The organism is Roseibium suaedae (genome assembly GCF_900142725.1).
In the GTDB taxonomy this organism is placed as follows: Bacteria; Pseudomonadota; Alphaproteobacteria; order Rhizobiales; family Stappiaceae; genus Roseibium; species Roseibium suaedae.
On the sequence record NZ_FRBW01000004.1, the window covers coordinates 56,014 to 79,210 of the forward strand.

The following is a 23,197-nucleotide window of genomic DNA, read 5'->3' on the forward strand; positions in this document are numbered from 1 at the left end:
TTCTTCCGCATGTTTGCCAATATCCGCTCTTAGAAAAACAGGCATGAGGCCTTAAGCTCATGCCAACTCAAGGGTAAACGTGCGCCGGCCAGAGGGATCCGCGCGCCGAACAGGGAGACAGTCATGAGTGACAAGAAGCCCGGCCGCGGCCGGATCTATTCCTCGATCACGGAAACCATCGGGGACACTCCGATCGTTCGGCTCGACCGCCTCGCCAAGAAGCATGGCGTAAAGGCAAATCTTCTGGCCAAGCTGGAGTTCTTCAACCCGATCTCCAGCGTCAAGGACCGTATCGGCGTTGCCATGGTAGAAACCATGGAACAGGACGGCAAGATCACCCCGGGCAAGACCGTGCTCGTCGAGCCGACCTCCGGCAACACCGGCATCGCGCTGGCTTTCGTCGCAGCTTCGAAGGGTTACCGGCTCATTCTCGTGATGCCGGAAACCATGTCTGTCGAACGCCGCAAGATGTTCAAGATCCTCGGTGCCGAACTGGAACTGACCGATGGTGCCAAGGGCATGAAGGGCGCGATTGCCCGTGCGCAGGAACTTCTGTCGGAAATTCCGGATTCCGTGATGCCGCAGCAGTTCGAAAATCCGGCCAACCCGGAAATCCACCGCAAGACCACCGCTGAAGAAATCTGGAACGACACCGACGGCGCCGTCGACGTGTTCGTCTCCGGCATCGGCACCGGTGGCACCATCACCGGCGTTTCGCAGGTTCTGAAGGCCCGCAAACCCGGCATTCACGTGGTGGCTGTCGAGCCGGAAGCAAGCCCGGTTCTCTCCGGCGGCAACCCTGGCCCGCACAAGATCCAGGGCATCGGAGCAGGCTTCGTTCCGGGCGTTCTGGACACCTCCGTTTATGACGAAGTGGTTCAGGTCGCCAATGACGACGCCTTTGCCATGGCCCGCGAAGTTGCGGCAACCGAAGGCGTGCCGGTCGGCATTTCTTCCGGTGCAGCCCTGACGGCTGCCATCAGAGTGGGCAAGCGCGACGACATGGCGGGCAAGACCATCGTTGTCATCATCCCGTCCTTCGCCGAACGCTACCTCTCGACTGCGCTTTTTGAAGGGCTTTGAGAGCTAAATGATTATCGCTATTGATCCGAATAAACGGAAATTCTCGTTCAAGTGCGCGTGCTGCGGCAATATTCATGAGGGCGGACCATCCTTCTCTTATGATAAGCCGTTTGAATATTTTGGGGTGCCGGACGAAGATCGAGAATCCTGCATCAGGATCAATAGCGATCTATGCGTAATTAATGAAAGTGTGTTCTTAATCAGAACAACACTTGCAATTCCAATCCTTGAAACGGATGACGATTTCCTTTGGGGTGTCTGGGTCTCCCAAAGCAAAGAGAGCTTCGATAGGTATGTAGATACCTATGAAACCGATCAGTCTGGCGACGTCTCATTTGGGTGGCTGAATGTCAGAATGCCTGGCTATACAGCGAACGATGCGGAACCAGTCTATCTAGCAGTCGATGTCCATTGGGGACCCGATAGGCCGGAGCTGGTTTTTCACCAGCACGAAAATCACCAGTTGGCAATCGATCAACGTGAAGGAATTAGCTGGGATAAGGCTGTTGAACTTGCAACGCTGTTGCAACATCCGCCAAGCTGTAGCTAGACGCTGATACTATGATGGAAAATCCTACCTGATCACCACCGCGGTCCCCGTCGCGCTGACCATCAGCATCGAGCCATTCTGGCCGACGGTTTCATAATCGAGATCCACGCCGATCACGCCGTTTGCGCCAAGAACGGCTGCCTGCTGCTGCATTTCCTGAAGGGCAATGGTCCTCGCCTTGGCGAGTTCTTCCTCATAAGCGCCAGATCTGCCGCCAACAATATCCCGGATCCCGGCGAAGAAATCCTTGAACACATTGGCTCCAAGGATCGCCTCACCGGTCACGATCCCCTTGTATTCAGCAATCTCGCGCCCCTGCAGGGTGCTGGTGGTGGTTACGAGCATTCCATCGGCCTCCTCATGACTTTCCCATCAGAGATAGGTCCGACCCAAGTCATCCGGAAGAGCCGGAAATGCAAAACGCCCGGACGAGCCGGGCGTTTCGTTTTCGTTTGCAAGACTGCGCTTTTCAGCGAACGTCGAGGAAGCCAATCACCTTGCGCACATCCTTGAGGATCGGCTCGGCGATGGCGGACGCTGCTTCTGCGCCAGCCTTGAGGACGGCATCGATTTCTGCCGGATCTGCCAGCAGACGGCGCATCTCGTTGGTCATCGGGGCAAGCACTTCCACGGCCAGATCGATCAGGGCAGGCTTGAAGGCAGAGAACTGCTGGCCGCCGAACTCGGTGAGAACCTCAGCCTTGGTCTTGCCGGCCAGCGCAGCATAGATGCCGACGAGGTTTTCCGCTTCCGGTCGGTCCTTCAGACCATCGACTTCACTCGGAAGCGCTTCCGGATCGGTCTTCGCCTTACGGATCTTCTTGGAGATGGCATCAGCATCATCGGTCAGGTTGATGCGGGACAGATCCGACGGATCGGACTTGGACATCTTCTTGGTGCCGTCACGCAAGCTGAAAATGCGGGTCGCGGGACCGGCAATCATCGGCTCGGTGATCGGGAAGAACAGCTCTTCCGGCGTCTCCGGGCTGGGTTCCGGGTTCGGCACACCGACGCCCAGGTCCTTGATCCGGTCGGCGAAGTCGTTGTTGAACTTCTGCGCGATATCCCGGGTCAGTTCCAGATGCTGCTTCTGGTCGTCTCCGACCGGCACATGGGTCGCCTTGTAGGCAAGGATATCGGCGGCCATCAGGCTCGGATAGGCGAGCAGACCAAGAGACGCATTCTCCCGGTTTTTGCCGGCCTTATCCTTGAACTGGGTCATCCGGTTCATCCAGCCGATGCGGGCGACACAGTTGAAGATCCAGGCCAGTTCCGCATGCTCACGCACCTGGGACTGGTTGAAGATGATGGACTTCTTCGGATCGATACCAGCAGCAATATAGGCAGCTGTCACTTCACGGGTGGCTTTCTGCAGTTCGCCCCGGTCAGGGAAACCCGCCGTGATGGCATGCAGATCCACAACGCAGAAGATGGTTTCCATCTGGTCCTGAAGCGGCACCCAACGGGAGACTGCCCCCAGATAGTTACCCAGGTGAAGATTGCCCGTCGGTTGGACGCCCGAAAATACGCGGGGCTTGAAAGCCGTCATTGCCTGTCCCTGTCTAAAAGTGGCCGGTTGGAAGGGCCCTTCGGATAAGTAGATTGCGTTGCTGGTCTTAAGGCACAGCGAGGCGCTGTTGCAAGCGGGGAGCACCGGAAACCGGTTTTCCCGCTCAAGTGTTGCGCCGCTTCAACGTTTTGATATGGCTGAGAAGGTCTGTTCCGCCGGTCAGTTGCACCGCAGCCGCAAAGACGATCATGCCGGCAGTTACCAGCAGCGCCAGCGCACCGGCACGAACCGCCAGGCTGCCTGTCATCATCCAGGGCTCCAGAACCATCGCCAGGCCTTCTACGGCAAGCCCCATGATCACGCTGGACAGCAAAATGAGGGCAACCTTGCGCAGGATCCGGCGATCCGGCTTGAAATGCCCTCTGCGCCAGAGAACGACGATCAGCAGGCCCGTGTTCAGCCAGCCGGAGACCGTTGTCGCCAGGGCGATGCCGACGTGAGCCAAGAACGGAAACAGAGCCAGAGATAGGGCCACGTTCACCACCATGCCCACGGAGGCGAAGATCATCGGCGTCTTGGTGTCTTCGCGGGCGAAATAGCCAGGCGAGAAGACCTTGTTGAGCACGAAAGCCGGAAGCCCGAAGGCAAAGGCGGCAAGGGCAGCGGCTGTCCCGTCCGTCGCCAGAGCATCGAACCGGCCACGCTCGAACAGCACGGAGACTATTTCACGTGGAACAACCGCAAGCGCGATAGCTGCCGGCAGTGTCAGGGTGAGGGAAAACTCCAGCGCATTGTTGAGGCTGCGCTGATACTGGTCCTCGTGGCCGCCGCGAAGCTGGCGGGTCAGGCTCGGCAGCAGCACCACGCCGATGGCAACGCCAATCACACCAAGTGGTAGCTGGTAGAGCCGGTCTGCGTAATAGAGCAGGGCATTCGCGCCATCCTGCATGGAGGCAATGACCTGCCCGACAGCGACATTGATCTGGGTGACGCCGCCCGCAACCACGCCCGGCACGCCCAGCGCCAGCAGGCGCTTGGTGGACGGCGTGAATCTCGGCCGCAGGACCGGAATCCGGAAGCCCAGCCGCTTCATGTCGCCAATGACGACAAAGAGCTGGACCAGACCTGCCAGGGTGACCCCGACCGAGAGAATGATCGCGAGCTGCCGGTCATGCACGATGTCGAGATACAGAACCCCGCCAAGAACAACGGTCATGACCACATTGAGCATCACCGGAGCAAGGGCTGCGGCGGCAAAGCGCTGATAGGTGTTCAGGATGCCGCTGAGAAACGCCAGCAGCGACATGAAGATCAGATAGGGAAAGGCAATCCGCGACATCAGGACGGTCAGATCGAACTTGTCCGCGTCATCGACAAAGCCGGGCGCAAGGCCCCAGACCACGAGCGGCATGAAGATCTCGGCGACAGCCGTCACGATCAGCAGACAAAACAGAAGACCGGCAGCGATCTCACCGGCGAACCGCCGCGCGCCCTCTTCGCCTTCCTCCTCCACGGCACGGCCGAACAAGGGCACGAATGCCGAATTGAAGGCGCCTTCCGCAAAGAGCCTGCGGAACAGGTTTGGCAGCCGGAAGGCCACCACGAAGGCGTCAGCCACAGGACCGGTGCCGACGGCCGCGGCCAGCAGCGTGTCGCGCGCAAACCCAAGCAGACGGCTGGCCATGGTCGCCCCGCCGACCGTGGCGAAATTCTTCAGAAGACTCATGCGATGTGCCCCTCAGACAGGAAAGGGCCCGCAGCCCAACCCTGCCAGACTTTCAAAACATTGCCCCGCGATGCGCTCACGAAACGCTGCGGGATACAGGCGCAGCCGCACTGGTGTCCACCTGCCCCTCGACAGCATCGGCAAGACGGACGCGCATGATCTCCTGACGCCCGATATTGGCAATTTTCTGTCCGGTCAGATCGGTCACGTAGAAAACGTCGACAACCCGCTCGCCGAAAGTGGAAATATGGGCAGAACCGATGTTCAGGTTCAGCGTCGCGATGCAACGGGTCAGGTCGAAGAGGAAGCCAGGACGATCGAGGCCGGAGACCTCCACCACCGTGTAGTCATCGGACCAGGAATTATTGACCTGCACATCCGCGTCGATGTTGAAGGCCTTCATCCGTCCCTTGACCGGGTTCTTCTTGGCGACATTTTCCGGCAGCCGGCTTTCGCCCTTGAGGATCTTCGAGATCAGATCCGTGATCCGCTCGCCCCGGCGCTGCTCATCCGCATCATCTGGCAGCTCGCGGCTGATGAAGATCGTGTCCAGCGCGAAGCCGTCCGTGGTGGTGTCGATCTGCGCATCGACAATGTTTGCGCCGGTCACATGACAGGCCCCCGCGATCATCGACAGAAGACGCGGATGGTCCGGTGCCAGAACGGTGATTTCCGTGACGCCCTCGAAGGAATGCGGCGTCACAGCAAAGGCCAGCCGGTTACCGGTCTTGTCGGCCTGACGGATCAGCTCCGCATGGGCCAGGCGCCGCTCAGGCGCGACCCGAAGCCAATAGGCCTTGTAGTGACGGTTGATGTAATCCTCACGCTCCTTGGCCGGCCAATGGGTGAGCTGCGCGTCCAGCTCTTCCTTGGCCTGCTCCACCGCCTGACGATGGGAGCCCATGGTGTGGCCGCCGGTCAGGTTCGGCTCGCACTCGTAGTAAAGAGTGCGCAGGAGCTGGCCTTTCCAGCCATTGAAGACGCCCGGGCCGACCGCCCGGATGTCCGCCACTGTCAGGATAAGCAGCAGCTTCAACCGTTCAAGCGACTGAACCGTATGGGCAAAATCGGAAATCGTCTTTCGGTCGGACAGATCGCGCGACTGGGCGATGGTGCTCATATCGAGATGGTGCTCGATCAGCCAGGCAACCGTGTCGGTTTCCGCATTGCTCAGCCCGAACCGGGGGCAAAGCTTGCGGGCAATGCGGGCCCCGCCGACCGAGTGGTCCTCGGGACGCCCCTTGGCAATGTCATGCAGGAACATCGCAACATAGAGGATCTTGCGGTTCTGCAGGGTGCGGATCAGATCGGTGGCAAGCGGGTGATCGTCTCCGGAGTTGCCCTTTTCGATTTCGGACAGAACGCCGATGGACCGGATCAGATGCTCATCGACCGTGTAGTGATGATACATGTTGAACTGCATCATCGCGACGACCTTGCCGAAATCCGGCACGAACCGGCCAAGAAGGCCGGTCTCGTTCATCTTGCGCAGCACCTTTTCAGGATTGTTGCGGGACGTCAGAACGCCGAGGAACAGCCGGTTTGCTTCCGGGTCATTGCGCAAGGTGGAATCCACCAGCTTCAAGGACCGCCGGATCAGCTTGGTCAGTTCCGGGTGCAGATTGCAGTCGTTCTTGTCTGCGATCTGGAACACCCTCAGCAGGTTGATCGGATCATCGGTGAAGATGGTCTCGCTGCTGGTGTTCAGCCGCCCGTTGTCGATGACAAACCCCGGCGAGCCTTCCACCGGCTTCGCCTGACTGCTGGACCGGTTGACCCGCAAGCGGCGCATCAGGGCAGAAATCCCCTGGCCGCGCGGACCCTTCACATGCTGGTTTTCAAGCGCGGCGCACAGAATACGCGTCAGATCACCCACGTCCTTGGCCACAAGGAAATAGTGCTTCATGAAGCGCTCGACATCCTTCATGCCCGGATGCTGGGTGTAGCCGAGGCGGATGGCGATTTCGCGCTGAACATCAAAGGAAAGGCGCTCTTCCGCACGGCCCGTCAGGAAATGCAGGTGGCAACGCACGGCCCAGAGGAAATCCTCGGACTTGGTGAACCGGTTGTACTCTGACCGGGACAGGACGCCCTTCTTGACCAGCTCATGCTGGCTGCGCACCTGATAATGATACTTGGCAATCCAGAAGAGCGTGTTCAGGTCACGCAGCCCGCCCTTGCCTTCCTTGATATTCGGCTCGACCAGATAGCGGGATGTGCCCTGACGCCGGTGGCGCTCGTCGCGCTCTTCCAGCTTGGCGGCGATGAATTCTGAACTCGTGCCGGTGACCACTTCGTCATTGAAGCGCTGGACCAGTTCTTCGAACAGGGGCTCATCCCCCCAGATGTAGCGGGCTTCAAGAATGGCCGTACGGATGGTCATGTCGGTCCGCGACAGGCGCACGCATTCCTCGATGTTCCGGGTCGCGTGGCCGACCTTCAGGCCCAGGTCCCAGAGCATGTAGAGGATATATTCCACCACCTGTTCGCCCCAGGGGGTCTGCTTGTAGGGCAGAACAAACAGCAGGTCGACGTCGGAGCCCGGCGCAAGCGTGCCCCGGCCATAGCCACCAACCGCAACAATCGACATGCGTTCGGCAGCCGACGGGTTCTTGATCCGGTAGACGTGATGAAAGGCAAAGTCATAGATGATACGGATCAGCTCATCCTGCACGTGGCAGAGCCGCTTGGCGCAGCGAAATCCGCCGCCATCCTCGTTGAGACGGCGCTCGGCCTCGGCCCGGCCCTCCTTCATGGCTGCCTTCAGCAGGGTCAGCACTTCGGACCTGATCTTCAGATCCGCGCCGTTGCCGCCGTTATCACGGGTCAGATCGGACAGTTTTTGACGGATGCCATCGGAGTCAATCAGACCGGCGAGGTCTTCTGGTGCAATCTTCATCTACAACGAGCCGTTTTCGTCATGGCTGTGCGCTGGCGGCTGGGAGGAACCGGAACAGGCACGAAGGGAAAGTCAGACTAGCCGATATCACGCCGGACTGTAACCGCAGGTAAATTTTGATCAGACGCCATCTTTTGCTGCCGCCGAACGCAGTTGATGCAGAAGATGAGCAAGGGATTCGGGCGACAAACCACCAATGGTCGAGGCAAGACGGTTGGCCAACTCGGTCGCCTTGGGATCCATGCCGGCAGTATCAATGGTGACCTTCGGATCTGAAAGCTCGGCAAGCCTTTGAATTTCCTCGGCTTCGTCCCAAATCACGTTAAAGAACGTGATGATGCGCTGGACCAGAAACCAGGTCGGCTTGCCGCGTTTGCCATGCTCCAATGCCGAGAGATAGGCGCTGGACACGGACAATCCCGCCGCCATCTCCTTCAGGGAAATGCCGCGCTTGATGCGCAATTCGCGAATTTTGGCTCCGAGCGGGGTCACAATCTCACCTTCGTCTGCGAATTCTCACGTAAAGCGCCCCGGACCCGCCATGGGTCACATGCGCTTCCTCATAGCCAATCACAAGCTGGCGCAGATCCGGCATGGCAAGCCATTGAGGCACGACCCGCCGCAGGACACCGCGCTCGTCCCAGTGACCGACGCCCGCCGAGGCCGTTCCGCCCTTTCCGGTGATCACCAGCACGACCTTGTAGCCATGAGCCTGAGCGCCGTAGATAAAGTGGCGCAGGCGCTCATGGGCCTGATGCTGTGTCAGTCCATGCAAGTCAATCCGGGCATCAATGGGACGAACTCCCCGAACCACCTTCTTCCGGTAGCGATGCTCCATCTGATGCAGGGGCGGCGGCGCGGGAGGACGGGGCGGCTCGACGGGCGCGCGCATCGCGGTTTCCGTTTTCTTGGATGAAGAAGAAGATACCCCCGGTTCAACTGGCCCCGGCCCCATGGCCTCTTCGAAGGTCAAGGGATCCGGCTTGCTCACCCGCTCGGGGTGAAGCGGGGCAAGCGTCGAGGTGACCTTGGCCCAAAGGGTGCGGTCTTCTTCGCTGAGCTGGCCCTTTTTCCGCTTCTTTGCCTTCATCACTCACCGGCCTCCGGCACCAGCGCGAGCGGAAGCAGCAAGGTCATTTCGGCCTGATGGCGCACTTCTCCGGCCAAATGGCCGGCCTGATCACCGGAACCCAGAAACAAGTCGCCCCGTCCGGTCCCCTTGATCGCAGACCCGGTATCATCGGCGATCATCAGGCGGCGGAATGCATTTCCTCCAGCCTTCAGCGGCGGAGACTCCGTTCCGACAAAGACCGGCAGGCCCAGGCTGATATGGCGCAGATCCACCGCGAGGCTGCGGCCGGCAACCAGCGGCAGTCCGGCAGCTCCCTCCGGCCCATCAGCCGGATCGGCAATCGGCACGTCCCGGAAGAAGATGTAGGACCGGTTTTGCCTCAGCAGCTCGTCCCGGCGGTCCGGATGTGCCTTGAACCAGCGCCTCAGGCCCGACATGGTCAGTTCTTCGGGCGTGCCTTCGCCGCGGTCCACCAGCACCTTGGCGACGGACGTATAGGGATAGCCTGCCTTTCCGGCATAGCCGACCCGCATGACCGATCCATCCGTCAGGCGAAGCCGAGCGGAGCCCTGCACATGGATGAAAAAGGCATCGACCGGATCGGCCAAATAGACGAGATCCAAATTCTCCCGGTCCAGCGCGCCGTCCATGATGGCGCTACGGTCCGGCAGGGGCTGCAAGCCTTTCACCGTCATGCGGCCATGGCTGAGCGTATCCGGCCAGCCTTTCGGCCGGTTTTTCGGCGAAACAGACACCAGCCCGTCCGGCGCCCGCAGAAGCGGCGTCGAATAGGTGCCGGTTTTCACGCGAGAAGCCTGCATCTCAGGCTCGTAATAGCCGGTCACAAAACCCGACCCTGTCACCCGGAAGGGCGCAAACCGGCTTTCGAAGAAATGACGCGCTGCCTGATCCGAACCGTTTTCCGCGGCAATACGGGCAGCCTTGCACAGGGCGCCTGCCTGCCTGCGAGTCAGGCGAAAGGGCCCCTCGGTCAGAAGACGAGGTTTCGTATCGGCACAAAAGCGCCGGAACGCAGCAAGGGCGGCGCGATGATCGTCGCGCGCCCAGCCGGACAGTGCATGGAAGTCAGTCTTGACCAGATGGGGTAACGGCATGCCGCTTGCCGAAGCTCCCTGCGTTCCACCAGAAATCAGGCCGATGAGAAGCGCAGCAGCGGCGGCCAGACGGCGCCGCGCGGCGGTTCCCGTCATTCGGCGGATTCGGTCGCGACCAGTTTCCAGTTCGGGTCACGGGAATTGGTGTCGCGCTCGAAGGTCCAGATGTCGATGACCTCGGTCACCTTGCCCAGATCCCCGTCAATGACGGCACCCGACTTGTCGCGGGTGGCGGAAATTAGCTGGCTCTGAACCTTGACCGTCACCTGGGCGCGGGATCCCTTGAGGGCAGCTTCCACGATCTCCGCCTTGTCGATGCCGACGAAGGTGGATTCGATGGTTTCACCACGGCGCTCACGGTCTTCAATGGCGGAAACGAACCCCTCATAGACTTCCTTCGACAGGAGGCCCTTGAGCATCTTCTTGTCACCGTCGGCAAAGGCCGTGACGATCATTTCATAGGCGGCCTTGGCACCTTCAATGAAGGGCTGAGGCTCAAAGCTGCGGTCAACGGACAGGATCTGGCGCAGGGCTTCATTCAGGGCAGACCCGGCCGGGGCCACCTTTTCGATCACCATGTCGCTGGAGCGGGCCGCTTCTTCCTGCGAGGGGCGCGGAGCCTGCTGGCCCGGAAGCTGAACAACATTGTCGCCGCCGGTCTGGCCCTTGGCCTGATCCGGCTTCTCCGTCTTGGAATAAGGATCGAACGGCGGGCGCTCATTGCCCGTGCGCTTGCCCAGAACCGACCGGAGCCGGTAGATGATGAACACAGCCAGCGCCAGGAAGATGAGGTTATAGACGTCGAAAATCTCGTTCATGTGCTGTTACCGGCCATCATTTCGGGGCTCATGAGACTTAGTGGAAGCCTCACTTTAAAGCTGGATCAAAAACTGTTCCATCCTATTTAGGTTCTCCTTGAACCAGCATCCAGAGCCAAGGGCAAGCCAGTCGGCGATTCTTGTGCTGTTTCGGTCGGAAAGACCCTCGCATTCCCCAATCTATTTCCCTAGGTTTAGGGTTGCGTAAACTCAAACCGCTGGAGCTCACGTGGGACTCGCCATTCTGGCAGGCATCATCCTGCTGCCCTTGATCGAAATCGCCGTCTTCATTCAGGTCGGGAGCGCCATCGGCGCCCTGCCGACGATCCTGCTCACCATCCTGACCGCGGTCGCCGGCACCTTGATGCTGCGTCAGCAGGGACTGTCGCTGCTCATGCGGATGCAGCGTGAGCTGGAGTCCGGCCAGGTTCCCGGCAAGGACATCATGCATGGCGCGATGATCGTGCTGGCCAGTATTCTGCTGCTGATCCCCGGTTTCGTGACCGACGCCCTTGGTCTGCTGCTCTTCATTCCGCCAATCCGGGACGCAATTGCCCGCTTCATCATTTCCCGCTCACGGGTTGTGGTCGTCGGTGGCTCGCCCCGCCGGCGGGAAGAGGGCGTTGTCGACCTGGACGAGGGAGACTGGACGCGGCGCGAGGATGCCCCCGGTTCCGGCCAGCCCAGGCTCAGCCCCTGGAACGATGAGAACGGCAAGCCGGGCTCCCATTAAGCCCCGGCCAAGGGAGGGCTACACAAAACTGTGATCCCGGCCTCGGCAATTTTACCAAATCTTTAACGCCTCTCTCACGACCGGACGCTACACTTCCGCGAAATCAAATCCGGAGGCAGCGCCCCATGACGGGAGCAAAAACGGCGCAGCGCGTCGATTGGGTCGATACAGCAAAAGGCATCTGCATCGTCTTCGTCGTCATGATGCATTCCGTTCTCGGCGTCGAGGACGCGGCCGGGCAAACCGGCTGGATGCATCCTGTTGTTGCCTTCGCAAAACCCTTCCGGATGCCGGACTTCTTCATGATTTCCGGCCTGTTCCTGAGCGCCGTGATCCAGCGGGACTGGCGGCTCTATCTTGACCGCAAGGTGGTCCACTTCGCCTATTTCTATGGGCTCTGGGTCACCCTGCAGTTCGCCATCAAGGCCCCATCCTTCGCTGCTGACATCGGCTGGAACGGTGTCCTTCAGGAATATCTCTGGAGTTTCATTCAGCCCTTCGGAACGCTCTGGTTCATCTATCTTCTGCCGGTCTTCTTCGTCACCACGAAGCTGCTCCACAGCGCCAGGGCTCCTCATTGGGCCGTACTCGGCGTTGCTGCGCTGCTGCAGATTGCACCCATCCAGACCGGATCCCTGATCATCGACGAGTTCGCGGAACGGTTTGTCTATTTCTACGCGGGCTATGTGTTTGCCCCGCAGATCTTCCGATTTGCGGCCTGGGCGCGGCAGCGGATGACCATGAGCCTTTGCCTGTTCGCTCTCTGGGCACTTGTGAACGGCGGATTTGTCTTCGCCGGTCTGGCGGATCTTCCGGTTCTGTCCCTCGCACTTGGAGCGATCGGTGCCGTCGCCGTCATTCTGGCGAGCACCCTGCTGCAACAGGCCTGGAGCGGCAACTTCCTGCGCACCCTTGGCCAGCATTCGCTTGTGGTCTATCTGGCCTTCTTCCTGCCCATGGCGGTAAGCCGGATCATTCTTCTCAAGCTCGGCCTTTTCGACATAGGAACGATTTCGCTGCTGGTGACAGTGTGCGGGGTGGCCTGCCCGATGATCCTCTACTGGCTGATCAACCGGACCGGCTATGGCTGGTTCCTGTTCCGCCGGCCGGCCTGGGCTCATCTGCAGCCCGCCCCTCAAAGTCACCCGGCCTCCATTAGCACGGGATCTGCTGGCGAATAGTCAATCGGCTGCGGAAAGGGCCGATTAGGCCTTTCCTCAAATGACGGGTGCGGGCATGATCCGCGCCATGTCGACAGATACCGCCTCTCCCGCTCTCACCGCCGACGACCACCTCATTCTGGTCGATGGTTCCACCTTCATCTTCCGCGCCTATCACGCGCTGCCGCCGCTGACGCGCAAGCCCGACGGGCTGCCGGTGGGCGCCGTGTCCGGTTTCTGCAACATGCTGTGGAAGCTGCTGCAGGAAGGGCTGACGCCGGAAGAGGGCGATGAGCCGACCCATTTCGCGGTGATCTTCGACCATTCCTCCAAGACGTTCCGCTCGGACATTTATCCGCAATACAAGGCGCACCGGCCGGAACCGCCGGAAGACCTCATTCCGCAGTTCGGCCTGATCCGTCAGGCCACCCGCGCCTTTTCGGTTCATTGCGTCGAGCAGGAAGGCTTTGAAGCGGACGACCTGATCGCAACCTATGCCCGCCAGGCCGCCGAAATGGGCGCCCGCGTGACGATTGCCTCCGGCGACAAGGACCTGATGCAGCTCATCGGTCCGCGCGTCACCATGATCGACACGATGAAGAACAAGGTCTTCAGCGAAGAGGAAGTGTTCGAGAAATTCGGTGTCGGCCCGGACAAGGTGGTGGAAGTCCAGTCTCTGGCAGGCGACAGCGTCGACAACGTGCCGGGCGTGCCGGGCATTGGCTTGAAGACCGCCGCACTCCTGATCAACGAGTTCGGCGACCTGGAGACCCTCCTGTCCCGCGCCTCTGAAATCAAGCAGAACAAGCGCCGGGAAAACCTGATCGAGTTCGCGGAACAGGCCCGCATTTCCAAGCAGCTCGTCACGCTGAAGCAGGATGTGCCTGTCCTCGTGCCCGTGGGCGACCTGTCCGTGACCGATATGGACGGCCCCAAGGCCGTTGGCTTCCTGAAGGCCATGGGTTTCACCACCCTGACCAAGCGCGTGGCCGATGTCACCGGCGCGGAAATCGCCAACATCGAGCCGGATGAGTTTCAGGTGCCCGGGTGGGACACGCCGGACCACAAGGGCCGGATGACCGGTCCTGCCGGTGGAGCAGCTCCTTCATCCGCCTCCGCTGCACCTGAAACCGGCAAGGTGGCAGACAGCGGCAAAGCTTCTGCGGCGGCAGCCCCGTTGCCGAATGGCATGATAGTGCCGCAGACCGTGGCCGAGGCACGGGCAGAGGCTGCCCGCAGCACGCCGATCCAGACCGATGCCTATGAGACAGTCACCAGCCTCGACCGGCTGAAGGCCTGGGTGGCTGACGCCTATGAAACCGGCTATGTCGCCTTCGACACGGAAACCACTTCCCTTGACGCCATGCAGGCGGTTCTCGTCGGCGTTTCACTGGCAACCGCGCCGGGCAAGGCCTGCTACGTGCCGCTTGGCCATGTGGACGGGGAAGGGGACCTTCTGGGCGGCGGTGGCCTCGTTGAAGGCCAGATCCCGCTCAAGGATGCCCTGGCGGTCCTGAAGCCCATGCTGGAGGACCGGGGCGTTCTGAAGATCGCCCAGAACCTCAAGTATGACTGGCTGGTCATGACCCGCCACGGCATCGACATTGGCCCTGCCGACGACACCATGCTCCTGTCCTATACCCTGGATGCTGGCAAGGGCGGCAACGGCATGGACGAATTGGCCCAGCGCTGGCTGGACCACACGCCGATCCCGTTCAAGGAAATCTGCGGGTCCGGCAAGTCCATGATCACCTTCGACAAGGTGGAGATCGGCAAGGCAACCGCCTATGCCGCAGAAGACGCCGACGTGACCCTGCGCCTGTGGCAGGTGCTGAAGCCGCGCCTGGCCAGCGAACATATGGCAACCGTCTATGAAACCCTGGAACGGCCGATGGTTCCGGTTCTGGCACGCATGGAACAGCGGGGCATTTCCGTCGACCGGCAGATGCTCTCGCGCCTGTCCGGCGATTTTGCGCAAGGCATGGCATCCCGCGAGGACGAGATCTATCAACTCGCCGGCGAAAGCTTCAACATCGGCTCGCCCAAGCAGCTTGGCGATATTCTGTTCGGCAAGATGGGCCTGCCCGGCGGCAAGAAAACCAAGACCGGTGCCTGGTCAACCTCGGCCTCGGTGCTGGAAGATCTGGCGGCAGAGGGCCATGAACTGCCCTCACGCATCGTTGGCTGGCGGCAGCTTTCCAAGCTGAAGTCCACCTACACAGATGCGCTGCCCGGCTACATCAATCCGGAAACCAAACGGGTTCACACGTCCTATTCGCTGGCGGCAACCACGACCGGACGCCTGTCCTCCTCCGAACCGAACCTGCAGAACATTCCGGTTCGGACCGAAGAAGGCCGCAAGATCCGCAAGGCCTTCGTCGCAACACCCGGCCACAAACTGATTTCCGCCGACTACAGCCAGATCGAACTGCGCGTTCTGGCCCACATGGCCGATATTCCTCAGCTGAAGCAGGCCTTTGCCAACGGCCTCGACATTCACGCCATGACGGCGAGCGAAATGTTCGGTGTTCCGATCGAAGGCATGGACCCGATGGTCCGCCGCCGGGCCAAGGCCATCAACTTCGGCATCATCTACGGCATTTCGGCCTTTGGCCTGGCCGCCCAGCTCGGCATTTCCCGCGGCGAGGCGGGGGACTACATCAAGACCTATTTCGAGCGTTTCCCGGGCATCCGCGACTATATGGAAGCGATCAAGAAGGAAGTTCATGCCAACGGCTATGTGACGACGATCTTCGGCCGCAAGGCGCATTATCCGGAGGTGAACACCTCAAACCCGAACATGCGCGCCTTCTTCGAACGGGCGGCCATCAACGCCCCTATCCAGGGGTCAGCCGCAGACATCCTGCGCCGGGCCATGGTGCGCATGGAAGACCGGCTCAATGCCTCCAGGCTGGATGCCCAGATGCTGTTGCAGGTGCACGACGAACTGATCTTCGAAGTGCCGGACGACCAGGTGGACGCAACCATTCCGCTGGTCCGAGAGGTCATGGAAAAGGCCTGCGAACCGTCGCTGCAGCTCTCAGTCCCGCTTCAGGTCGACGCCCGCGCCGCCACCAACTGGGACGAGGCGCACTGACGGCGCACACTCGAAATTGGCGGGTTTCTGCTGAGCAAGCTTCTCGCGAAGCCTAGAGACCCGCCGCTTTCCTCAGCGCTGCGTTGATGCGCTCCTGCCAGCCCGGACCATCTTCCTGGAAATGGGCCAGAACATCCGCATCGATCCGGATGGACACAGCTTCCTTCGAGGCCGGCAAGACACCCTTGCGGACCGCTGCTGTCGCATCTTCAACCGGTTTTGTCGTTGCCTGTTTGAACAGGGCTTCTGCCTTGTCGATTGCGCTGGTGTGACGCCGGGGCGGATGGGCCATGACTTGCTTTCTGAAAGAGGGTGGAGTGCTGAGCATAGGCTGTCTTCAGCCAAGAGAAAGCCGTAAATCCACTCATGCGGAATAAACCTGTCCCTTGAGCGGATCAGCCGCGCAACCAGGCAAAGCGCTTCGCGATCCGCTTGCGCAGCTTGAACCAGGGACTGTACTGGCGCAGACGCCTTGCCTGGATCGGGTAGGCGGCGAGCCGTGCGAGATCCAGCCCCTTGCCATCTTCCGAAGGAAAATAGTTCTCGAAGTGCGACAGGGTTTCAACGCCGGTCAGCTTGCACAGGATCGAGAAGATCGCCTGATCGTGCCGGTGCTCGATGAAACCTTGCGGGTTCGGACTTTTCGACGGCGTGTCATCGATCAGGGTGAAATCCGTCTCGAAAACCGCAATCCAGTTCCGCAGGAAATCCAATGTTTGCGGGCATTTCCGCAAGACGAATGTGGTGGCGACGATGGTGGGCGTCTCCAGAACTTCGGCTCGATCCCGGACACCGAAATGATCCACGAGGTCGCCCTTGACCCATTGCCTGTCCGGCAATTCCTGCGTGCGGTCTGTGCCTGCCAGATCCGGCCGGTCCGGTGCCCGCAGCTGAAACGCCAGAATGCCTGACGGCGCAGCGGCGGCGATCGCTAGATAGTCCCTGAGCCGGGCGACACCGCCCGGATTGAGATGACATCCAGCATCCGCATAGACGAGAAGATCGCCCTCCTGCAAACGGGACAATTCCTGAAGGACAGCCTGCGGTTTCCAGATCCAGTAGCCGAACCCCCGGACGCCAGGCGTCAGCTTATCGGCAAATCTCTGCCGGAAACCGGGATCAAGATCGTCCTCGGTCAAAAGGGCAATCCGGTCAAACACCTTCAATCCGCGTGCTTCCTGGCCAATCCGCTTCAGGGACTTTCCCATGGACTTGCTGGCGAAGGAAACAAAGACGGCTGACATAAATCACTGATCCGAAGCGGCTTTGCGGACACTGGCTTCCCTCGAGTGCGAAGCCAATCCGCAGAAAACAAACGAAACAGTCCATCGCATGCCGCAGCCTGACCCGCAAGCCGGGAGAGAACCCAAGCGTGTTCCGGGGTACCTCCCAACAGATGTTCCACTTTCGTTCTTGCTTCCCAAATAAAGGTGTGCTTCGATAAAATACACGCAATTGGGGAGTGTGCAGGATGGTCAGCCGCGTGACGACTGTTTCCTTTCAAGGCATCGAAGCCTTGCCCGTGGATGTCCAGGTTCAGGTAGGGCCGGGGATGATTGCCTTCACGGTGGTCGGTTTGCCCGACAAGGCGGTGGGTGAAAGCCGGGAGCGGGTCCGCGCCGCGCTTCACGCTTCCGGCCTCGCCCTTCCGGCAAAGCGCGTGACCGTCAATCTCGCCCCCGCAGATCTTCCCAAGGAAGGCTCCCATTATGACCTGCCGATCGCCCTCGGCATCATGGCCGCCATCGGAGCCATTCCGCCCGATGCCCTGTCCGGCTATGTGGTTCTGGGAGAACTGGGACTGGACGGCATGCTGGCACCGGTTGCGGGCGTCTTGCCTGCTGCCATGGGCGCAAATGCCCTCGGTAAAGGCCTGATCTGTCCGGCCCAGAGCGGATCGGAGGCCGCCTGGGCGGATTCCGAGATGGATATCCTGGCGCCCCGCTCCCTCATCCAGCTCGCCAATCATTTCAAGGGCACCCAGGTACTCTCCCGGCCCGAGCCCAGGCTTCAGACGGAAGCAACGGGCCTGCCTGATCTGGCCGACGTGAAGGGCCAGGAAACCGCCAAACGGGCACTGGAGATTGCGGCCGCTGGCGGACATAACCTTTTGATGTGCGGCCCTCCCGGTGCCGGAAAATCCATGCTGGCAAGCCGCCTTCCCTCCATCCTGCCGCCCCTTCGGCCACGGGAATTGCTGGAGGTTTCCATGATTGCCTCCATGGCGGGAGAACTTGCGGAAGGGCGCCTGACCGACCGCCGCCCGTTCCGCGCGCCCCATCATTCCGCCTCCATGGCAGCCCTCGTCGGGGGCGGACTCAGGGCAAAACCGGGAGAAGTGTCCCTGGCTCACAATGGCGTCCTGTTCCTGGACGAATTGCCGGAGTTCAACCCACAAGTGCTCGACAGCCTGCGTCAGCCGCTGGAAAGCGGCGAGGCCGTGATTGCCCGGGCAAACCACCGGGTCACCTATCCGGCCCGGATCCAGCTGATCGCCGCCATGAACCCCTGCCGCTGCGGCCATGCCGGCGAACCCGGCCATGTCTGCCGGAGGGGAGCCCGCTGCGCCAGCGAATATCAAGCCCGGCTTTCGGGCCCTTTCCTTGACCGGATCGACCTGAAAATCGACGTGCCCGCCGTCACCGCCGCCGATCTCATCGCCCCGGGCAAGGCCGAAAGCTCTGCCAATGTGGCCGAGCGCGTCGCAGAGGCAAGACACATCCAGCGCGCGCGCTATCAGGCCTTTGGTCTCGCCACCCTGACCAACGCCCAGGCGCCAGCAGGCGTGATCGAGACTGTTGCCAAGGCTGATGCGGCCGGACAGGCCTTCCTTCAGGAAGCGGCCAACACCTTCGCACTTTCCGCGAGAGGCTATCACCGGGTGCTGAAGCTTGCGCGAACCCTGGCAGATCTTGACGGCCTCGACACGGTGGGACGGCTGCATCTGGCCGAAGCGCTCAGTTACCGCGGGCAGGACTTGCCGCGCCATGCCGCCGTCGCCTGAGTGGCTTTCTGTCCGGAGAAAGCTGGTTCAATGGCCGTAAGGGCCTTTCCGGCAACGGTTTTTAAAACCCTTGCAAGTCAAGATGATCCAAAGAGCCTTTTGTTGCGAGTAGCTGTTCCGTGTCCGAGCCCAGAGCCTTCCGCTCCCCCCAAGCCTCCGCCTCAAGTCGCCCTCATGACCTTAATGAGGACAGCAACACCGTGCGGGACGGGTCCGGCGCACTCGATGTTTCTGCGGAAGGGAGCGCAAGAGAGGCAGAACAGGAAACCGCCTTTGCACCTGGCAAGGGAACAGACAGGGGACCGAACGGGGAACGAGACAGCGGAGCAACTGGCGAATTTGCCGGTGAAACCTTCTCGCACGCGCGGCCCCGGTCGATTTCCGGTTCACCGGAAGGAACGAGCAAGAAGCTGACAGGACGCCGGTCCGGAGGCCGACCGCCTGCAGGCGCTCCTCTGCCGCTGCCCGTCGTCACACCGCCGTCCCGTGCGATGTTGATGATCGCGACCCTTGTGATCGTGGCAAGTTTCCTCGGCGCCATCGTTCTCGCCGGCCACCCTTCCATGCGCTTCGCGGCCATCATTCTCGCTTTCCTGTCAGGATCGCTCTCTGTCTGGCGGGTACAGATCGATGACCGGCTGCGCCTGTCCAAAGCCGTTGTCCGGCTGGAAGACCGGGCGAAAAGCCTGTTCGAGCACACGGAGCAACTGGAGGACCAGACCTGGGAATTGCGCGAAAGCGATGACCGGCAGGCCAGTATCCTCTCCACCCTTGGGGACGTAGTGATCCGCCGGGACAGCGGCCGTAAGGTTGTTTATGCCAACTCCGCGGCCCTGGAGACTTTCGGGGACCAGATCAAGGCCGGCGCGGCGCTCACTCTTCCGCGGGCTGACATGCGCAATGTGACGAGCCATCCAGCCCTTGGCGAAACCGACGCCTGGTTCGGCGACCTCTTGCTGCAGACCGCGCATGGTCCGCGCTGGTTTTCCCGCATCGACATCAGTGTCCGGGACCCGGCCACCGGCGCCCCTCTCAGCCAGACCGTGCTTCGGGATGTGACCGACCGGCGCATGATCGAGGAAGAGCTGCTCGCCGCACGCCACTCTGCCGAGACCTCCAACGAAGCCAAGTCCCGGTTTCTGGCAACTGTCAGCCACGAGATCCGCACACCGCTCAACGGCATTCTCGGAATGGCCGCGCTCCTGCGCGACACCCGCCTGACACAGGAACAGGTCGCCTATATCGAGGCGCTGGAGACTTCCGGAGAGACCCTGCTGCTCCTGATCGACGAAGTTCTGGATTTCTCCAAGGTAGAAGCCGGCAAGCTGGATATCCAGGCCGCGCCTGCCCGTCTGGCTCCCTTGACCGAAAGCGTTGTCGAGCTTCTTGCACCACGCGCACATGCCAAGGGCCTTGAGATCGGTGCGCGGCTTTCTCCCGCTCTTCCGGCGACGGTGACCATCGACGCGACCCGCGTCCGGCAGATTCTCTTCAACCTGACCGGCAATGGAGTGAAGTTCACCGACGAAGGCGGCGTTGCCATCGAGATCGACGGACGCAGCCGGCCGGAAGGGGGCAGCCTCATCGACATCACCGTTCGCGACACCGGGATTGGCTTCAAACCGGAAGAGGCCGAACGCCTTTTCCGGGAATTCGAGCAGATCGACCACGGCCCGGCCCGGAAGTTTGGCGGTACCGGTCTCGGCCTCGCCATTGCCCAGCGCCTTGCCTTGCTGATGGGCGGAGAGATCCGGGCAGAGAACGCTCCAAATGGCGGCGCTGTGTTCCGACTGTCCCTGCCTGTCCCGGAAGAGCTGGTCGCAAAATCCCAATCTGCGCACGCTCCTTCACATGGCCGCCATATCGTGATTGTCAGCAATGGCAAGGTGGAAGCCCCGCTACTGAAGCACCGGCTGGAGATGGAGGGCGCCACCGCCACGCTCTGCATGCCGGGAAATGGCGACCTGACCGAAAGCCTTCTCAAGGCGGATCTTCTGGTCGTCGATAATTCGGCCATGGCCGACAGCGGGGCGTGGCTGGCCACCGCCCGCCTTGCAGGTTGTCATGCTCCGGCTGTTGTTCTTGTCGCCCCGCCGGAGCGGGACAGACTGGAACGCTTGCGGGCTGCGGGCTTTGCTGCCTACCTGATCCGGCCGGTCAGAATGGATTCCCTGTCCCAGGTTCTGTCCCGTCTTCTGGACGATCAAGCCAGCGATCTTTGCTGGACAGCCGGGGCAGAACGACCCGCAGATACAGGCTTTGAATCCACCCGGCAGGCTCCGCAACGCCCGCTCCGACTGCTGGTCGCCGAAGACAACGACATCAACCGTCTTCTGAGCGAAGCCCTGCTGCGGAAGCTGGGCCACGAGCCGACCATGGTCGTCGATGGCGAAAAAGCCGTGGAGGCGGCCACGGCCGAGCCCTTCGACGCAATCCTCATGGACCTGCACATGCCGGGCCTCGACGGCATCGGTGCCATCGAACAGATCCGCATCATGGAACAGAGGGAAGGGCGCAGGCCTGTACCGATCCTGATGGTCACCGCCGATGTCATGCAGAATGCCCGCGAACGGGCCGCTGCGGTCGGAGCAGCCGGCTATCTGACCAAGCCCCTGGCCGCGGATGCCATCCGGGATGCGCTTCAGTCCGTGCTCTAGGGGATAACAGGCCCGGAGCACGGCTGATCCTGATTGCGTCCGATGGCCACAGCCATCGTGCCAGCATGCTGCTGTACACATTCCATTGAAATTAAACGGCTTTCTTTCTGCCCTTGTGTGCCGGGCACTCTTTTCGAAAGGCAAAACTCCCTTCAATGGGTGATTGCAGCTGGCCCCCTTGAAAGGATGGATTGCTCAAGGTGAAGCAATTCTATAGGGTCCGCGACTGGATCGTGAGCCGGCTTTGTCATTCAACTGTCGGAAATTTGTGATCCAAGGAACGCTTGTAAAGAGCGCCGGGTGGTGTGGTCCTGTTCCATGATTTGCAGGGCCAGACAGTGCCGGCGGTGGCAGAAATGGCACCGGTGGCAATCCGGTGTGACCGACAGAATGGACCAAGTCGATGTCTATGCTCGCACCGGGAATGTTTTCGCCTCGCAAACTAGTCGAAAAATTCTCGCCGCATGGACGAGCTCTGCCACTGGCTCCGAAATGGACGCCTCTCCCGATACGGCCAATGCAAGAAAACGAAACCGAAACTGCACTGCCCGAAAGCCTCGGCCGTGTAGGCTCTCTGGAAGTCCGGCTTGCCCGCTCCCGCAAGGAAGTGAAGAAGGCGCAGCGACTGCGTTATGAAGTCTTCTATGAAGAAATGTCCGCAATCGCCGACGCGTCAACCCTGGCCTCGCGCCGGGATCGCGATCCCTTCGATGCGATCTGCGACCATCTTCTGGTGATTGACCATTCTTCGCTGAAGCGGAACAAGCTCGGCATTTTGAAGCCGGAGATCGTCGGCACCTACCGCCTGCTGCGCCAGGACATGGCGGAGGCTCACGGCGGCTTCTACACGTCTGCAGAATACAACATCCAGGCGCTGATCGATGCCAATCCGGGCAAGCGTTTCCTGGAACTGGGCCGGTCCTGCGTGCTCAAGCCCTACCGCAACAAGAAGACGGTCGAGCTGCTGTGGCACGGCATCTGGTCTTATGTCCTGCGCTACAAGATCGACGTCATGCTCGGCTGCGCTTCGATCGAAGGCACCAATCCGGACCTGATCGCCGACCAGCTGTCTTTCCTGCATCACCATGCACAGGCGCCGGAAAGCTGGCGGGTTTCCGCCGTGTCCGACCGTTATGTCAACATGAACCGGATGCCTGCCGAGATCCTGAACCAGAAGGAAGCGCTGCGCGCCCTGCCGCCGCTGGTGAAGGGCTATCTGCGCCTGGGCGCCTATATCGGCGATGGCGCGGTGGTCGATCATCAGTTCGGCACCACCGATGTCCTCATCGTCATGCCGGTCAGCGACCTCAATTCCCGCTATGTGAATTACTACGGCGCAGATGCGAGCCGCTATTCAAGCTGATTCTGGAACTTCAAAGGGGCGGCAGGCTTTTCTGGAAGCCTTGCCGCCCTTTTTCATGGTCTCACGCTGACGGCTGCGGACCGTCATAGCCCTCGATGATGATCAGATCCCCCTCGGACACATCATCCCGCAGGGCCTTGGCCCGCTGATACTCCGGGGAATCGTAACACTTGAGCGCGGTTTCATAATCCGGGAACTCGATCACCACATTGCGGCTGCGGGAAGTTCCCTCACGGGTCTCGAATTTTCCGGCCCGCACGACAAACCGCGCGCCATACTTGGCAAAAGCTTCTGCATTGGCAGCGACATAGGTCTTGTACCCCTCCAGATCCTCCACATCGACCCGGGCAATCCAATAGGCTTTCGGCATGTCTCATCTCCTTGACTGCCGCTCTTGGGTAGCGCGTTTT

The 23,197-nt window shown here is 60.8% G+C and carries 19 protein-coding genes; 8 read left to right on the top strand and 11 right to left on the bottom strand.

The genetic code is table 11. The annotated features are described in order from the left end of the window. Positions 1-123: 123 nt before the first annotated feature. Complete coding sequence (gene cysK / locus BUA94_RS16640; RefSeq protein WP_073014480.1) at positions 124-1,083, top strand: cysteine synthase A; 960 nt, start codon at positions 124-126, stop codon at positions 1,081-1,083. A gap of 7 nt (positions 1,084-1,090) precedes the next feature. After that, positions 1,091-1,633, top strand: a complete 543-nt coding sequence (locus BUA94_RS16645) for a DUF2199 domain-containing protein (RefSeq protein ID WP_073014481.1) — start codon at positions 1,091-1,093, stop codon at positions 1,631-1,633. Between the two features lie 24 nt (positions 1,634-1,657). Here the strand turns inward: BUA94_RS16645 and BUA94_RS16650 are convergent, their stop codons facing one another. The 8 genes from BUA94_RS16650 to BUA94_RS16685 all read right to left on the bottom strand — a co-directional run bounded on the left by BUA94_RS16650 (position 1,658) and on the right by BUA94_RS16685 (position 10,773). Continuing rightward, the gene (locus BUA94_RS16650; RefSeq protein WP_073014482.1) at positions 1,658-1,978 is read right to left on the bottom strand and encodes a heavy metal-binding domain-containing protein; all 321 of its coding nucleotides are present in this window, start codon (positions 1,976-1,978) and stop codon (positions 1,658-1,660) included. Between the two features lie 124 nt (positions 1,979-2,102). Continuing rightward, entirely contained in the window at positions 2,103-3,182 is a 1,080-nt protein-coding gene (gene trpS / locus BUA94_RS16655; RefSeq protein WP_073014483.1) for a tryptophan--tRNA ligase, read from the bottom strand. A 124-nt stretch (positions 3,183-3,306) separates the two neighbouring features. Then, complete coding sequence (gene murJ, locus BUA94_RS16660; protein WP_073014484.1) at positions 3,307-4,869, bottom strand: murein biosynthesis integral membrane protein MurJ; 1,563 nt, start codon at positions 4,867-4,869, stop codon at positions 3,307-3,309. Between the two features lie 76 nt (positions 4,870-4,945). Beyond that, positions 4,946-7,768, bottom strand: coding sequence for a [protein-PII] uridylyltransferase (locus BUA94_RS16665; protein WP_139251182.1), 2,823 nt, complete (start codon positions 7,766-7,768; stop codon positions 4,946-4,948). Between the two features lie 120 nt (positions 7,769-7,888). Further along, complete coding sequence (locus tag BUA94_RS16670) at positions 7,889-8,260, bottom strand: helix-turn-helix domain-containing protein (RefSeq protein WP_073014485.1); 372 nt, start codon at positions 8,258-8,260, stop codon at positions 7,889-7,891. A gap of 4 nt (positions 8,261-8,264) precedes the next feature. Beyond that, complete coding sequence (locus BUA94_RS16675; RefSeq protein ID WP_073014486.1) at positions 8,265-8,858, bottom strand: Smr/MutS family protein; 594 nt, start codon at positions 8,856-8,858, stop codon at positions 8,265-8,267. Next, on the bottom strand, positions 8,858-10,051 hold the full coding sequence (gene mltA, locus BUA94_RS16680; protein ID WP_235860628.1) for a murein transglycosylase A: 1,194 nt from the start codon (positions 10,049-10,051) through the stop codon (positions 8,858-8,860). The genes BUA94_RS16675 and mltA overlap by 1 nt, the downstream gene beginning before the upstream one ends. After that, positions 10,048-10,773: a Tim44/TimA family putative adaptor protein gene (locus BUA94_RS16685; RefSeq protein ID WP_073014487.1), complete on the bottom strand. Its 726-nt coding sequence runs from the start codon at positions 10,771-10,773 to the stop codon at positions 10,048-10,050. Before BUA94_RS16685 ends, mltA begins: the two co-directional genes overlap by 4 nt. Positions 10,774-11,002: 229 nt before the next feature. Here BUA94_RS16685 and BUA94_RS16690 point away from each other — a divergent pair, with 229 nt between their 5' ends. From BUA94_RS16690 to polA, 3 genes are all read left to right on the top strand, one after another. Further along, entirely contained in the window at positions 11,003-11,506 is a 504-nt protein-coding gene (locus BUA94_RS16690; protein WP_073014488.1) for an FxsA family protein, read from the top strand. A 125-nt stretch (positions 11,507-11,631) separates the two neighbouring features. Continuing rightward, positions 11,632-12,687 carry an acyltransferase family protein gene (locus BUA94_RS16695; protein WP_073014489.1) on the top strand — a complete coding sequence of 352 codons (1,056 nt, stop codon included), beginning with the start codon at positions 11,632-11,634 and terminating at the stop codon, positions 12,685-12,687. A gap of 55 nt (positions 12,688-12,742) precedes the next feature. Further along, positions 12,743-15,763: a DNA polymerase I gene (polA, locus tag BUA94_RS16700; RefSeq protein ID WP_073014871.1), complete on the top strand. Its 3,021-nt coding sequence runs from the start codon at positions 12,743-12,745 to the stop codon at positions 15,761-15,763. Between the two features lie 52 nt (positions 15,764-15,815). On the opposite strand, the gene BUA94_RS16705 is transcribed toward polA, so the two are convergent. Both BUA94_RS16705 and BUA94_RS16710 read right to left on the bottom strand, forming a co-directional pair. After that, positions 15,816-16,055, bottom strand: coding sequence for a BrnA antitoxin family protein (locus BUA94_RS16705; RefSeq protein WP_073014490.1), 240 nt, complete (start codon positions 16,053-16,055; stop codon positions 15,816-15,818). 103 nt (positions 16,056-16,158) lie between these two features. Then, positions 16,159-17,007, bottom strand: coding sequence for a hypothetical protein (locus tag BUA94_RS16710; protein ID WP_073014491.1), 849 nt, complete (start codon positions 17,005-17,007; stop codon positions 16,159-16,161). Between the two features lie 227 nt (positions 17,008-17,234). Between BUA94_RS16710 and BUA94_RS16715 the strand changes: the two genes are divergently transcribed. The 3 genes from BUA94_RS16715 to BUA94_RS16725 all read left to right on the top strand — a co-directional run bounded on the left by BUA94_RS16715 (position 17,235) and on the right by BUA94_RS16725 (position 22,787). After that, on the top strand, positions 17,235-18,767 hold the full coding sequence (locus tag BUA94_RS16715) for a YifB family Mg chelatase-like AAA ATPase (RefSeq protein WP_073014492.1): 1,533 nt from the start codon (positions 17,235-17,237) through the stop codon (positions 18,765-18,767). A 200-nt stretch (positions 18,768-18,967) separates the two neighbouring features. Next, a complete protein-coding gene (locus tag BUA94_RS16720; protein ID WP_073014493.1) occupies positions 18,968-21,424 on the top strand; it encodes a PAS domain-containing hybrid sensor histidine kinase/response regulator in 2,457 nt (818 codons plus the stop codon). A 517-nt stretch (positions 21,425-21,941) separates the two neighbouring features. Then, positions 21,942-22,787, top strand: a complete 846-nt coding sequence (locus BUA94_RS16725; RefSeq protein ID WP_235860629.1) for a l-ornithine N(alpha)-acyltransferase — start codon at positions 21,942-21,944, stop codon at positions 22,785-22,787. A 61-nt stretch (positions 22,788-22,848) separates the two neighbouring features. Here the strand turns inward: BUA94_RS16725 and BUA94_RS16730 are convergent, their stop codons facing one another. Beyond that, a complete protein-coding gene (locus BUA94_RS16730; RefSeq protein ID WP_073014495.1) occupies positions 22,849-23,157 on the bottom strand; it encodes a DUF1330 domain-containing protein in 309 nt (102 codons plus the stop codon). Positions 23,158-23,197 lie beyond the last annotated feature (40 nt).